The sequence below is a fragment of the Cupriavidus lacunae genome (genome assembly GCF_003353055.1).
Taxonomy (GTDB): domain Bacteria; phylum Pseudomonadota; class Gammaproteobacteria; order Burkholderiales; family Burkholderiaceae; genus Cupriavidus; species Cupriavidus lacunae.
The window spans coordinates 107,426-121,101 of sequence record NZ_QKWJ01000020.1 but is presented as its reverse complement, the minus strand read 5'-3'; the positions used below and the strand labels follow the sequence as shown (position 1 = coordinate 121,101).

Below are 13,676 nucleotides of genomic sequence, written 5' to 3'. Positions count from 1 at the left end.
GCGCTGGTCCAGGAAGCCATTGACCCGGGCCCGGATCTCCACCTGCTGCGAACTTTGCGTCTGGCCGACAAAGTCGTAGACGATGGGCACGTCGCGCAGCGCCACGGTGATCACGCCGACTTCGGCGGCTGGCGGCGCGTGGGCCGCCGGTTTGTCCTTGCCGCAGGCTGCCAGCGTCATTGCGCAGGCCAGCCAGAGCGCACCGCGCCAGTGGAAAGCAGTGTTCACAGATCCCTCTCCCGCCATGGTTATGCATGCGATGGCTGCGCGCGCATGCCGGAGGTATGGCAATGTCCTGCCGCGCCGGCCCGGCGGCCGCGCCCGCGTCTTCACCGGCAGGGTAAGGCCCGGCCCCGCAGGTGCCAATTCAATTCTTTTGCGGACGTCTTTACTGCTTTCGCGTGGGCCCGCGCGGGTGGCCGCGCGGGCTGCCTGGCCCTGGGTCAGCGGCGGAACCCGCCATGGAAACCGCCGCCGCGCAAGCCCCCGGCACCGCCACCAAAGCCGCCACCACCGCTGCGCCCCTGCCACTGCTGGGCCGTGCCCTGGAAGCGCTGCTGCCCCACCTCGCGCGCCTGGCGCTGCTGCTCCAGCCGGGCGGTCGCGTCGTTATTGGGCTGCACGGGCTCCCAGCCGCCGGGGGTGTGCTTCTGCCAGCCGTCGTCGGTGTGCTGGTAGACCGAGCCGTCGTGCCCGGCATACACGTTGCCGTTGTTCCACACCACCGCATTGTTCTTGTCCGGGTTGGCCACAAAGCCGCGGCTGCCGGCGGTGTGCTGGCCGGTCTGCGTATTGCCGGCAATGCCGACCTCGGCCGCGCCGACGCGGCCGGTCTGGGCGTTGTAGCCCGCCGCCTGGCGGCCGGCGGCGTAGTTGCCGGTGTAGGTGTTGCCGGCCACGCCGCCGCGCGCGGCGCCTTCGCGCCCGGTCGACGGGTTGGCGAACGAGCCCTGGCGGCCCGCCGCATAGTTGCCCGAATAGGGATTGAACGCCGCACCGCGGCTGCCCTGGTAGCGCGCCCCGGTGGCCGGGTTGTAGCCGGCGCCGGCGGTGCCGCGCCATTCTGTGCCGGTCCAGGCGTTCCAGCCCTGGGCGTGGGTCACGGTGCCCTGGCCCCAGCGGCCGTAGAAATTGGCCTGGTTCACGTTGACGTAGTTCCAGTTGTACCCGCCGCCCCACCAGTACGGGCCCCAGTAGGGCGAGGCCGCCCCCCAGAACGCGCCCGCGGCGAAGCCGAAGGCAAAGCCCTCGGCCATGCCGATGCCAAAGCCGGCGCCATAGCCATAGGTGGCCGGGTAGCCGTAGTAGACCGCGCCCACGTAGGGCGGATAGACATAGCCGGTGCCGTAGACCACGGTGCCGTCGGCGCTGACCACCACGCCCATGTAGCCGGGGGTGTAGCTCACCACCACGGTCTCGGGCGTGACCGAGTAGATGCGCACGTAGGTCACGTAGTACACCGGCGAGGTCGGCGGGATGGTGTAGATCGCTGACGGCACCTCGGTGGCCACGTGCCACGGGCCGGACGGTGCCGGCGCGGTGAACCAGACACCATTGGCCACCGCGTAGTAGTGGCTGCTGTCGACCTCGATCACCGGCGTGCCGGTATTGACCGCGTAGCTGAGCGAAGTGCCGGTGATCGGCGTAAAGCGCGGCGCGCCGTCATATGCCACCGCCAGGCTGGCCTTGCTGCGCGACACCGTGGCGGTCTGCGGAATGGTCGCGGCGATCTCGGCCTCGCGCGCCTGCGGCGTGCCGGGCACCGAGACCAGCACATTGGCCTTGGGGTCGGTCGGCGGGATCCTGGCGAAGTCCGCCGGCAGCTGGCTGCCGGGCACGTACTGCCACGGCCCGGTCAGCATCAGCGCGCGGAACCAGCGGCCCGAGACCAGCACGTAATACTGGTTGGCGGCGGGATCGACAAAGACCGCGTGGTCGGCATTGGACATCGTCAGCAGGCTGACCCCGCTCACCGGCGCCATCTGCGGCGCGCCGCTGGTGACGACCAGCTCGGTCGGCTGCGTGGCGAATAGGATTGCCGGCGCCTTGGCCGGCCGCTTGCCGTCGGCCGGCAGCATCGTGTCGGGCTTCATGCCGGCCGCCGCCTTGGTCGCCGCGCTTTCCAAAGCCTGGGGCACGCTCGTCATCACTTCCCAGGCGCCGCCGGCGGATTCGGAGCGATACCAGTAACCGGCCGCCTTCAGGTGCAGTTCTCCACCCGCCTCGCGCAGCAGCAGCGCGCGGCTGTTCAACGCGCGTTCGTACTGCGTGCCCGGCACGGTGTGCCAGGCCGGCTCGCCGTCGACCAGCACCAGCAGCGTGGGCGTGGTGGCAAAGAGGATCTGCGGCGCGTCATTGCGCACCGCCACGCGGCCGGCCTTGGCTAGTTGCTGCGACACCGCGTAGCTGGCCTGCAACTGGTCCAGCGGCACCGTCAGCCCATTGGCCGGCAGCCGCGACACCAGCGCCTGGCGCACCCGATCGGCGGCGTCGGGCTTGGTCGGGACGTCGACGCTGTCCACCGTGATCCGGGTCAGCTGCACCAGCCCGGAGGGCTTGTCGATATCGCCGGTGGCCGAGAAATGAACCACGCCGTAGGTCGGCGAACCCAACTTCTCGCCTACCGCGACCGCCGCACGCCCGGACAGCCGGTTGCCCTCCCAGGTCTCGATCTGGGGTTGATACAACTCCACATGATCGGTGGCGGCGTCAAAGTTACGCGGCCAGGCCAGTGCCGCCGCGGTTGGCTTGGGCGGCGCGGCGGCCTGCAGGCTGAGCGGGGCAAGCGCAAACCACGCCGCGGCGATCACGGCGCTGGTCTGCTTCATGCGAAAAGACATGGCCTGCGCCGGCTGGCCGGCATCGCGAGCACGATGCTGCACAACAGGCGGCCCATCCCGCGAATCTAAATTAGGCCGCCAAGGCGAACAATCTGATTCGAAAACATTCAGGATCTGGCAGAAAAAAGACAGATCATCCGGCGGCATGGGCATGCATGGCGGACCATTGATAGCGGCCTTCGTACAAGAAGGAGTCGGGGCGTGGGCCGCCATGTCAACCCGCAATGCGCCATTGCGACGCGCGCAGGCGAGGCGGGTGTGCATCTTGCTTGGCCTGACGCCACCGCCCCGCCCCTTGAAGCCGCCCCCCTGCGGCCTCATCTTTGAAGACTCCACCCTGGCCCCGCCCCCCATGCCTCCACGCACCACCATCCTGACAGCCGCCCTCGTGACAGCCCTGCTGCACGGCTATATCGGGCTGCGCCTGCTGCCGGCGATGCCGGTGCCGATGGCGGTCAAGGCCCTGGCCGTCGCCTGGCTGGCGCTCTCCTGCGCCCTGCTGCCGGCCGGGCTGCTGGCGCGGCGCGTCAGCCAGCCCTGGTCGGACCTGGTTTCCTGGATCGGCATGCTGGCGATGGGATTCTTCTCATCGCTGCTGGTGCTGACGCTGGTACGCGACGTGGCGCTGGCCGCCGCCTGGCTGGCCGGGCAACTGCTCGGCTGGCACGCGCCCGGCCTGTCCGCGGACAGCGCCGTGGCGGTGCCGCTACTGGCCTTGCTGGTCACGCTGGCCGGCTATATCAATGCGCGCCGGCTGGCGCGCGTGGTCGACGTCGACGTGCCGGTGGCCGGCCTGCCCGAAGCCCTGCACGGCTTCACCATCGCGCAGATCAGCGACATCCATGTCGGGCCCACCATCAAGCGGCCCTACCTCGACCGCATCGTCGACCGCGTCAACAGCCTGAACGCCGACGCCGTCGCCATCACCGGCGACCTCGTCGACGGCACCGTGCGCGAACTGTCCGCCCACACCGCGCCGCTGGCCCGGCTGCAGGCGCGCCACGGCACCTACTTCGTCACCGGCAACCACGAGTACTACTCCGGCGCGGAACCGTGGATCACCGAACTGCGCCGCCTGGGCGTGCGTGTGCTGATGAACGAGCACGTGGTGCTGCAGCACGACGGCGACGCGCTGGTGCTGGGCGGCGTGACCGACTACTCCGCCGGCCGCTTCCACGAAAGCCACCGCAGCGACCCGCACCGCGCCATCGCCGGCGCCCCGGCACACGCCGGCGCACGCGTGCTGCTGGCCCACCAGCCACGCACCGCGCCCGCCGCGGCCGAAGCGGGCTTCGACCTGCAATTGTCCGGCCACACCCACGGCGGCCAGTTCTGGCCGTGGAACCTGTTCGTGCCGATGCAGCAGCCCTACACCGCCGGACTGGTGCGGCATGGTTCGCTGTGGATCTATGTCAGCCGCGGCACCGGGTATTGGGGGCCGCCGAAGCGGTTTGGGGCGCCGTCGGAGATTACGCGGGTGAGGTTGGTGCGGGCTGGGTAGGAAATTGCCGTTGAAGGCAGAGAATTATCGCAGGCATGGCGCAGCAAAAAGCCCCGCTCATTTGAGTCGGGGCTTTTTGTTTCATGCGCGGATACTCACCGCTGGCGGCGCCCGGAGCGTATGGGCCTTACTTGCCCTTCAGGTTCATCGAGCTGAATGCCTTTCGAGCCAAGTCTGAGATGCGTTTCTTGTTCCGCCTTAGCTCGGCGATTTCGGATTTCGTCAGATGTACGGAAACCGATGAGGTATCCCGCTTCATCCGCGGTGAGGGCGTTGGTGGCAATGCCGAAGATCTTGCGGATTTCATCACCGTACCTCCTTTCCAGTTCAAGAATTACCTTTCTGGGTGCCACCCAGTCTACCAGAGCGCCCTGCGCACACGAGGACGATCGCAGCAATCACACCGCCATGGTGGCTCTGGATGTAGTTAGCCAGCTCCGCAAGCGTGCCCCCCATCGTAGTAACGTCGTCCACCAGCACATAGCGCCCACCGGGCACCACATATCCAGAAAAGCGGGCGCGCAGATTCATCCGCTCCATTGGGTCTGTGCCGGTGTGGAACACCTTTGTTGTCTGCACGATGGATTCATCGACCGCTCCGTCCAGGTCGTGGTGCAAATACATAGCCAGGACTTGCGGGATGGCATTCTCGCCTTCGGCTTCTCTCGCTTGTGGCGCCACGAAGATGCAGGAACTCGGGAATCCCTCGTCGAGCAACCTTGCCACCAGCGGCGGAGCGAGGTCGACAATCAGTTGTATCGCTGCATCCGTGCTTCCGGCTTTGGCAGCCTTGTAGCTCGGATGAGCCTTGAGTTCGGCATCGGAACGATAGAGGAAGTGTGGCGACCCGGCCGACCCTGGGAAAGGATATTCACGGTCCTGCCGCACTTCGAGTGGCAGTCTGCCATGACGCCAGCGTGGCCGCTTCAGGATGAGGAGGTGGATTGACTTTCGCATCCGCCCAACTTATCCGGCATCACGCTAATGCCGACGGATTGGCGGCATTTTTCAGAATTGTGGACAGCCAGCCCACTGCTTCCCGAAGCGAAGCACCATAAAAAATCAGGCCCAATTGGGGAGCCTCGTGCCTCTGCCACCCCTATCCCGCATCAAGTAGCCAACGGCCTGCAAAAGCCGCGTACCGGAGCGTGGCCCTGCGTGCCCCACGCGAAGGCAATGTTGCTATGCTCTGAAGCCAATCCCCGTACGAAAACCCCGGCACACTACGATAAAAGTTGCCGCCCGCAGGGCAAGTAAACGCGCTTTTGGTTACTTTTCCCGCTCGGGGAAAAGTGACTCGCCCCTTTAGGGGCGAAACCAGGGCGGTCAAAGCACCAACCACATTGGAATTACCCAAATGACCGGCCAACAACAAGGAGGTCGCCGGCTCATAAAAAAACCAGGCCCGAAGACCTGGTTCTCTCTCACACTCAACACCCCATCACCGCGCAATCGGCTTATACCGAATCCGCTTAGGCTTAGCCCCTTCCTCACCCAGCCGGCGCTTCTTGTCCGCCTCATATTCCTGGTAGTTGCCCGGGAAGAACTCCACATGCGAGTCCCCCTCGAACGCCAGGATGTGCGTAGCGATACGGTCCAGGAACCAGCGGTCATGGGAGATCACCATCACGCAGCCGGCAAACTCCAGCAACGCATCTTCCAGCGCCCGCAGCGTTTCCACGTCGAGGTCGTTGGACGGTTCATCCAGCAGCAGCACGTTGCCGCCGGCGATCAGCGTCTTGGCCATGTGCAGGCGGCCGCGTTCGCCGCCCGACAGCGTGGCGACCTGCTTCTGCTGGTCGCCGCCCTTGAAGTTGAAGCGGCCGATATAGGCGCGCGACGGCGTTTCGTACCTGCCCACCGTCAGGATGTCGGAGCCGCCCGAGATCTCTTCGAACACGGTCTTGGTGCCGTCCAGCGCGTCGCGGCTCTGGTCGACGAAGGCCATCTTCACGGTCGGCCCGATCTTGATCTCGCCGCTGTCCGGCTGTTCCTTGCCGGTCAACATGCGGAAGAAGGTCGACTTGCCGGCGCCGTTGGGGCCGATGATGCCGACGATGGCGCCCGGCGGCACCTTGAAGCTGAGGTTGTCGATCAGCAGGCGGTCGCCGTAGCCCTTGCTCACGCCGTCGAATTCGATCACCTCGTTGCCCAGGCGCTCCCCCACGGGGATGAAGATTTCCTGGGTTTCGTTGCGCTTCTGGTAGTCCTGGCTGTTGAGTTCGTCAAAGCGGGCCAGACGCGCCTTGGACTTGGCCTGGCGGCCCTTGGGGTTCTGGCGCACCCACTCCAGTTCCTTGTGCAGGGCCTTCTGGCGGGCCGACTCGGTCGCCTCTTCCTGCTTCAGGCGCGCTTCCTTCTGGTCCAGCCACGAGCTGTAGTTGCCCTTCCAGGGGATGCCCTGGCCGCGGTCCAGTTCCAGGATCCACTCGGCGGCGTTGTCGAGGAAGTAGCGGTCGTGGGTGACGGCCACCACGGTGCCCGGGAAGCGCGTCAGGAACTGCTCCAGCCATTCCACCGATTCCGCATCCAGGTGGTTGGTGGGCTCGTCCAGCAGCAGCATGTCGGGGCGCGACAGCAACAGGCGGCACAGCGCCACGCGGCGCTTTTCACCGCCGGACAGGTTGCCGATCGTTGCGTCCCACGGCGGCAGGCGCAGCGCGTCGGCGGCGATTTCCAGCTGCAGCTCGACGTTATTGCCGTCGCTGGCGGCCAGGATGGCTTCGTACTTGGCCTGGTCGGCGGCCAGCGCGTCGAAGTCGGCATCCGGCTCGGCGTAGGCCGCGTAGATCTCGTCGAGCTTCTTGCGCGCCTCGAACACGCCGCCCAGGGCCTCTTCCACCGCCTCGCGCACCGTCTGCTCGGGGTTGAGCTGCGGCTCCTGCGGCAGGTAGCCGATGTTCAGATTGGGCATCGGCGTGGCTTCGCCCTCGATTTCCTTGTCGAGGCCGGCCATGATCTTGAGCACCGTGGACTTGCCCGAGCCGTTCAGGCCCAGCACGCCGATCTTGGCGCCGGGGAAGAAGGACAGCGAGATGTCCTTCAGGATGTGACGCTTGGGCGGAACGATCTTGCCCACGCGGTTCATGGTGAAAACGTACTGTGCCATGGGTGCGTGTTGGAGGGTTGTTCGGGAATGGCGGCAGTGTATCAGGCGGACACCGCGCGCTGAGCCGGCGCCGGCCGGATTCCGCCCCCGCCGGTACAATGTCAGGTTCGACTTTCCGCTGATTTTTCAAGCCATCGCCATGAGCAAACCCGCCCTGACCCTCAAGTTCAAGTGCAAGAAGTGCACGAAACCCGTCACCCTGTACCTGCAGAAGACGTCGGCCTGCTCGCACATCACCCCGTACCAGGGTTTTTGCAAGTGCGGCGAGATGATGCGCCACGCCACCGGCGACAAGGACGCGGTCGAGTCCTTCGTCAACTCGCTGGACAACAGCTGGATGCACCACCATCACCACCACCACTGAGCAGGCCGCTGCAGTGACTGAAACCTGGCGCCCCGCCGGCAAGGACCCGATGCGCTTCCTGGGCGGCTATCCGCCCGGCGTGCTGGACCAGGTGCGCGAGCTGATCGCCGCCGGCCGGCTCGGGGACCATATCGCCCGCCGCTACCCCGAGCGCCACACCGTGCAGACCGACCGCGCGCTGTACGAATACGCCACGGACATCAAGCAGGAATACCTGCGCAGCGCGCCGCCGCTGCACAAGGTCGGCTTCGACGCGCGCCTCGATTCCGCGCAGCGCGCGCTGGGCCTGCACACCGCGATCTCGCGCGTGCAGGGCGGCAAGCTCAAGGCCAAGAAGGAAATCCGCGTGGCCTCGCTGTTCAAGGAGGCGCCGCCGGAATTCCTGCGCATGATCGTCGTGCACGAACTCTCGCACCTCAAGGAGAGCGACCACGACAAAGCCTTCTATCGGCTCTGCGAGCACATGGAGCCGCGCTACCACCAGCTTGAGTTCGACACGCGCCTGTGGCTGGCATGGCGCGAACTGGAGCGCGCTACGCCAGCGTAGTGCACCGCAGCACATAAGATTCTTGACGAGCCCGAGCGTCGCTATGTATAACGAGCGCGTGGGTAGAAGCGGTCGATTGGACAGCAGCGGCGCAATGCCGCGAGGTTCAACTGGAGATTGCTCACTGACGGAGTGTTTCGTCGGTGGCGCAGTGGTCCAACAGCTCCCCTGACAAAGACTCCCGATAGCAGCATGCAAGGCCGGCCCCGCGGCGTTGTTCGCGCGCGCCCGCCGCATGCGTGTCCAACCTAGTCATTGTTAGGGGATCTCCCATGATCATCGACACCAGCTGTTATCCGACGAACCTGGTCGACCTGGCCTGGCGCCACGACGGCGACCCGTTCACCGGCGAGCGCCTGATCCAGATGATGGACGGCCCGTTCACCATCAACGGCAAGCCGCGCCGCATCGACAAAGCCTTTATCCAGCCCCCGCAGGGCAACACCATCTACACCTACACCGACGGCGTGAAGTCGGGCGGCGAGTCCATCGACGCGTACATGGCCTACACCGTCGAGATGGTGAAGAAATACCCGGAACGCTTTATCGGCTGCTTCGTCTACAACCCGCGCTGCGGCGTGCAGAACGGCGTCAATGCCATGGAGCACTACGTCAGGAAGCTGGGCTTCAAGATGGTCCAGTTCCAGGCCAATATGCACGCCTACCGCCCCGACCGCGCGCTCGACTGGCTGCGCCCGGCGCTGCAGAAGTGCGCCGAGCTGGGCGTGCTGGTCAAGCTGCATACCGGCGACGGCCCCTACAGCATCCCGACCGAATGGGTGCCGATGATGAAGGAGTTCCCGACGGTGAACTTCATCATGGCCCACTTCGGCGTGCAGACCGGCGGCGTGTACTGCTTCGAGCCGTTCCAGATGGCCATGGACATGCCCAATGTGTACTGCGAATCGGGCTGGTGCCTGCAGTCGCGCATCGTTGAGTTCGCCAAGGTGCTGCCCAAGCACAAGATCCTGTTCGGCTCCGACACCCCGCCCAACGAGCCCGGCATGTGGCTGCGCCTGCTGGAAGTGCTGTGCTTCGAGCCGCCCCAGGGCCTGAACCTGGATGAAGACACGCTGGAGGACTACCTCGGCAACAACGTCGCCCGGATGATCGGCCTGGAACCGACACCGGTCCCGCGCACGCTGGAAGAAGCGAAAGCGCGCCTGGCCGCGTAAGCGCACACAAGCCCGCGCCACCGACAACGGACTCCGGAGCACACAACATGATTATCGATACCCATCTGCACCCGACCAATCTCGTCGACGAAGCCTGGCGCCACACCGGCGAGCCCTTCAACGGCGAGCGCATGCTCAAGATGATGGACGGCCCCTACATGATCAACGGCAAGCCGCGCCGCATCGATATGGGGTTTATCCAGCCGCCGCCGGGCAATACCGGCTACCGCGATGGCAACCGCCGCGGGCGCGAAGGCATCCGCGACTACATGGCCTACATCGCTGAGCTCTGCCAGAAGTACCCCGACCGCTTTATCGGCAACTTCACCTTCAACCCGCGTTGGGGCCCGGAAGAAGGCGCACAGGAGCTGGAATTCCACGTCAGGGAATACGGCTTCAAGATGCTCAAGCTGCATGCCAACATGCACGGCTACCGCCCTGACCGCGCACTTGACTGGCTGCGCCCGGCGATGAAGGTCTGCGCCAAGTACAACGTGGTGGTGCTGATCCACACCGGCGACGGCCCGTACACGATTCCGACGATGTTCTATCCGATCATCCGCGAATTCCCGATGGTCAATTTCATCATCGGCCACTTCGGCATCCAGACCGGCGGCAACTACTCGTTCGAGGCCTTCTGGATGGCGATGGACACGCCCAACGTGTATTGCGAATCGGGCTGGTGCTTCCAGTCGCGCATCGTCGAGTTCGCGCGCCAGCTGCCGCGCGACAAGATCGTGTTCGGCACCGACACCCCGCCCAACGAGCCCGGCATGTGGCTGCGCGAGCTGGAGATGCTGTGCGGCCCGGCGCCGCAGGGCATGGACCTGGACGAGGACGGGCTGGAGGACTACATGGGCAACAACATCGCCCGGCTGGTCGGCATCGAAACCACGGCGCCGCCCAAGACGCAGGAAGAGGCACTGGCGCGGTTGAAGGATACGTACGCCAGCACGCGTTGATTCGTAGTCGCTAGCCGGTAGTTGTTCGGCAGGCAGGCACGGCACGGCGGCCGGGAGCATTCCCGGCCGCCGGGGCAGCCTTCGCCCTGGCCAACCCTGACCACGGAGCCGATCCATGAACTCACCCTCAGCGCCTTTTGCCTCAGCGGCATCGGCGCTCAAGCCTTTCCACGACACCTCGCAGGACTTCCACCAGTTCCTGGCCGCCTACCGCGAGGCCTTTCCCGAAGACGTGCTGCATATCCGCGAGCCGGTCGGCGCCGACCAGGACCCGACCGCGCTGGTGTGGGCGCTGGCCGCGCTGGGCCGGCATCCGGCCTTGCTGTTCGACCATGTCGAAGGACTGGGCACGTCGCTGGCAACCAACCTCTTTGCCTCGCGCGAGCGCGTGGGGCGCATGCTGGGCGGCGTGGCGCCCGCCGGCATCCATGCCGAATACCAGGCCCGCAGCCGCCGCATGGTGGCGCCGCGCGTGCTGGACAGCGGCGCCGTCACCGGCCATGTCGAGACTGAACACATCGACCTGCGCACGATCCCGGCGATCAAGCACTTCGCCACTGACCGCGGCCCCTACATCACCAATGCGATCCTGATCGCGGAAGACCCCGACACCGGCAGCGGCAACGCCAGCTACCACCGCTCGATGCTGCACTCGCCCACCGAGATCGCCACCAGCCTGCATTCTCGCGGGCACCTGTGGCGCATGCAGCAGCGCGCCACCGAGCTTGGGCGCCCGCTGCCGGTGGCCATGGTGATCGGCGCGCATCCGCTGTTCATGCTGGCCGGCGCCGCGCGGCTGCCCTACGGCGTGGATGAGCGCCACGTCGCCGGCGGCCTGTTCGGCGCGCCGCTGGAAGTGGTACGCACGCCGCGCCACGGCATCCTGGTGCCGGCGCATGCCGAGATCGTGCTTGAAGGCGTGATCGATCCTGAAGCGCGCGTCGAGGAAGGCCCCTTCGGCGAGTTCACCGGCTATTCGTCGGACCGTTCGACCAACAACCTGCTGCGCGTGCAAAGCGTGATGCGCCGCACGGAAGCGTGGCTGGTCGACGTGGTCGGCGGCAACTCCGCCGAGCACCTGAACCTGGGCCGCATCCCGCGCGAATCCGAGATGGTCGAGAAGCTCAGGGAGCGCTTCCCGGGCGTCACCGCGGTGCACTACCCCAGCTCCGGCACGCACTTCCACGCCTACGTGGCACTGCGCCAGAGCCGCCCCGGCGAGGCGCGCCAGGTGATGCTGGGCCTGCTCGGCTGGGACCCGTACCTGAAGACGGTGATCGCGGTGGATGAGGACGTCGACATCACCCGCGATGAAGACGTGCTGTGGGCAATTGCCACGCACCTGCAGCCGCACCTGGACGTGGTGGTGGTCGATGGCCTGCCTGGCAGCGCACTCGACCCCTCGGCATCAGGTGTCGGCACCACGTCACGCATGGGGCTGGACGCCACGCGCGGACCCGCCTTCGACGGTATCCGCGCGCGCATTGACCCTGCCGCGATGGAGCGCGCAGCAGCACTACTCGCGCGGCTGGAACGCGCGGGCTCCCACGTGCCGTAAGGGATAACCCGCTGAAACCGGCGGATTCATCGTTTAACCCGATCGATAAATCCGCCGCGCACGTTGTACCCTCCCGCCGCCGCTGTCATGCTGGTTTCATAAGACAGGACAGGCGCGGGCATCGCACGAGAGGATGGCACGACCATCCCGGAAAGGAAACCGCCGGCGACCTTGGCGACACGTGAGCGCAATGCGCGACCGGCGTGGTACCGACCAAAGGAGACAGCATGAACCCCACCCTGCCTGCGCAAGGGAATGCCCCCGTGCATCCCGTTGACGAGGTCCTGCCCCCGCCCCGCCTGCTCGCCCTGGGCCTGCAGCACGTGCTGGTGATGTATGCCGGCGCGATTGCCGTGCCGATGATCATCGGCGGCGCCCTCAAGCTGCCCAAGGACCAGATCGCCTTCCTGATCGCGGCGGACCTGTTCTGCTGCGGCCTGGTGACGATGATCCAGAGCATCGGCATCTGGAAGATCGGCATCCGCCTGCCAGTGATGATGGGCGTCACCTTCACCGCGATCGCGCCGATCATCGCCACCGGCTCCAATCCGTCGCTGGGCCTGCCGGCCGTGTTCGGCGCGGTGATGGTGGCGGGCATCTTCACCTACTTTGCCGCACCGTATGTCGGCAAGATGGTGCGCTGGTTCCCGCCGGTGGTGACCGGCACCGTCGTGCTGGTGATCGGCATCTCGCTGATGCGCGTGGGCATCAACTGGGCGGCGGGCGGCAACCCGACCATCAACACCGCGGCCGGTCCCGTGCCCAATCCCAATTTCGGCCTGCCGGTGAACATCGCCATTGCCACCGCGGTGCTGTGCACGGTGCTGGCGCTGGTGGCCTTTGCCAGGGGCTTCCTGTGCAACGTTGCGGTGCTGATCGGCATTGCAGTGGGCTTCCTGATTACACTGTCGCTGGGCAAGGTCAACTTCGACGGTCTGCACAACGCGCACTGGGTGGAGCTGATCACGCCCTTCCATTTCGGCTGGCCCACCTTCGACGCCATGACCACGGCCACCCTGTGCGTGGTGATGATCGTGATCATGATCGAGGGCGTGGGCCAGTTCCTGGCGCTCGGTGAGATCGTGGGCCGCCCGGTGGGCTGCGACGACCTCGCGCGCGGCCTGCGTGCCGACGGCGTCGGCGCGCTGGTCGGGGCGGTGTTCAACACCTTCACCTACACCTCGTACGCGCAGAACGTGGGACTGGTGCAGGTCACGGGCGTGCGCAGCCGCTGGGTCTGCGCCACCGCCGGCGGAATCCTGATCGTGCTGGGCTGCCTGCCCAAGCTGGCCTTCTTTGCCGCATCGATCCCGCAATACGTGCTGGGCGGCGCCGCGCTGGTGATGTTCGGCATGGTGGCCGCCACCGGCGTGCGCATCCTCGGCCATGTGGACTTTGTCGAGAACAAGAAGAACGCCTATATCGTCGCGGTCAGCGTGGCGCTGGGCATGATCCCGCTGGTGTCGGACAAGTTCTTCGCGCAGATGCCGGAGCTGCTGGCCAAGTTCTGCCAGAACGGCATCCTGCTCGGCACACTGACCGCGGTGCTGCTGAACCTGCTGTTAAACGCCCGCTCGCCGGTCCCCCAGGCCCACGGGCTGGCAAAGGAGCCGGCATGAC

Annotated in this window: 10 protein-coding genes and 1 pseudogene; 7 read left to right on the top strand and 4 right to left on the bottom strand. The window is 66.2% G+C overall.

Features of this window, described 5'->3' with window-relative positions:
- A pseudogene (locus DN412_RS17885) lies at positions 1 to 228 on the bottom strand (efflux RND transporter periplasmic adaptor subunit); the annotation flags it as partial.
- Between the two features lie 215 nt (positions 229 to 443).
- Positions 444 to 2,840, bottom strand: coding sequence for a carbohydrate-binding family V/XII (locus DN412_RS17880; RefSeq protein WP_115212828.1), 2,397 nt, complete (start codon positions 2,838 to 2,840; stop codon positions 444 to 446).
- Positions 2,841 to 3,192: 352 nt separating this feature from the next.
- Here DN412_RS17880 and DN412_RS17875 point away from each other — a divergent pair, with 352 nt between their 5' ends.
- Complete coding sequence (locus tag DN412_RS17875) at positions 3,193 to 4,341, top strand: metallophosphoesterase (RefSeq protein ID WP_115212820.1); 1,149 nt, start codon at positions 3,193 to 3,195, stop codon at positions 4,339 to 4,341.
- A 327-nt stretch (positions 4,342 to 4,668) separates the two neighbouring features.
- Here DN412_RS17875 and DN412_RS17870 read toward each other — a convergent pair whose 3' ends face one another.
- Positions 4,669 to 5,298 carry a phosphoribosyltransferase gene (locus DN412_RS17870; RefSeq protein ID WP_244222682.1) on the bottom strand — a complete coding sequence of 210 codons (630 nt, stop codon included), beginning with the start codon at positions 5,296 to 5,298 and terminating at the stop codon, positions 4,669 to 4,671.
- A gap of 484 nt (positions 5,299 to 5,782) precedes the next feature.
- Entirely contained in the window at positions 5,783 to 7,450 is a 1,668-nt protein-coding gene (gene ettA / locus DN412_RS17865) for an energy-dependent translational throttle protein EttA (protein WP_115212819.1), read from the bottom strand.
- Between the two features lie 139 nt (positions 7,451 to 7,589).
- Here ettA and DN412_RS17860 point away from each other — a divergent pair, with 139 nt between their 5' ends.
- The 6 genes from DN412_RS17860 (at position 7,590) to DN412_RS17835 (ending at position 13,675) form a co-directional block, all read left to right on the top strand.
- Positions 7,590 to 7,814 (top strand): hypothetical protein, encoded by a 225-nt coding sequence (locus tag DN412_RS17860; RefSeq protein WP_010812270.1) that lies wholly within the window; start codon positions 7,590 to 7,592, stop codon positions 7,812 to 7,814.
- A gap of 49 nt (positions 7,815 to 7,863) precedes the next feature.
- The gene (locus DN412_RS17855; RefSeq protein ID WP_115212827.1) at positions 7,864 to 8,361 is read left to right on the top strand and encodes a YgjP-like metallopeptidase domain-containing protein; all 498 of its coding nucleotides are present in this window, start codon (positions 7,864 to 7,866) and stop codon (positions 8,359 to 8,361) included.
- A 272-nt stretch (positions 8,362 to 8,633) separates the two neighbouring features.
- On the top strand, positions 8,634 to 9,536 hold the full coding sequence (locus DN412_RS17850; protein ID WP_115212818.1) for an amidohydrolase family protein: 903 nt from the start codon (positions 8,634 to 8,636) through the stop codon (positions 9,534 to 9,536).
- Between the two features lie 47 nt (positions 9,537 to 9,583).
- A complete protein-coding gene (locus DN412_RS17845; RefSeq protein ID WP_115212817.1) occupies positions 9,584 to 10,498 on the top strand; it encodes an amidohydrolase family protein in 915 nt (304 codons plus the stop codon).
- Positions 10,499 to 10,613: 115 nt separating this feature from the next.
- The gene (locus DN412_RS17840) at positions 10,614 to 12,056 is read left to right on the top strand and encodes a UbiD family decarboxylase (RefSeq protein ID WP_115212816.1); all 1,443 of its coding nucleotides are present in this window, start codon (positions 10,614 to 10,616) and stop codon (positions 12,054 to 12,056) included.
- Between the two features lie 227 nt (positions 12,057 to 12,283).
- Entirely contained in the window at positions 12,284 to 13,675 is a 1,392-nt protein-coding gene (locus DN412_RS17835) for a nucleobase:cation symporter-2 family protein (protein WP_115212815.1), read from the top strand.
- Position 13,676: the final 1 nt, after the last annotated feature.

Coding starts and splice junctions, on each gene's coding strand:
- DN412_RS17840 (WP_115212816.1), top strand. CDS start 10,614: ATGAACTCACCCTCAGCGCCTTTTGCCTCAGCGGCATCGGCGCTCAAG.
- DN412_RS17875 (WP_115212820.1), top strand. CDS start 3,193: ATGCCTCCACGCACCACCATCCTGACAGCCGCCCTCGTGACAGCCCTG.
- DN412_RS17845 (WP_115212817.1), top strand. CDS start 9,584: ATGATTATCGATACCCATCTGCACCCGACCAATCTCGTCGACGAAGCC.
- DN412_RS17855 (WP_115212827.1), top strand. CDS start 7,864: ATGCGCTTCCTGGGCGGCTATCCGCCCGGCGTGCTGGACCAGGTGCGC.
- ettA (WP_115212819.1), bottom strand. CDS start 7,450: ATGGCACAGTACGTTTTCACCATGAACCGCGTGGGCAAGATCGTTCCG.
- DN412_RS17870 (WP_244222682.1), bottom strand. CDS start 5,298: ATGCGAAAGTCAATCCACCTCCTCATCCTGAAGCGGCCACGCTGGCGT.
- DN412_RS17880 (WP_115212828.1), bottom strand. CDS start 2,840: ATGTCTTTTCGCATGAAGCAGACCAGCGCCGTGATCGCCGCGGCGTGG.
- DN412_RS17860 (WP_010812270.1), top strand. CDS start 7,590: ATGAGCAAACCCGCCCTGACCCTCAAGTTCAAGTGCAAGAAGTGCACG.
- DN412_RS17835 (WP_115212815.1), top strand. CDS start 12,284: ATGAACCCCACCCTGCCTGCGCAAGGGAATGCCCCCGTGCATCCCGTT.
- DN412_RS17850 (WP_115212818.1), top strand. CDS start 8,634: ATGATCATCGACACCAGCTGTTATCCGACGAACCTGGTCGACCTGGCC.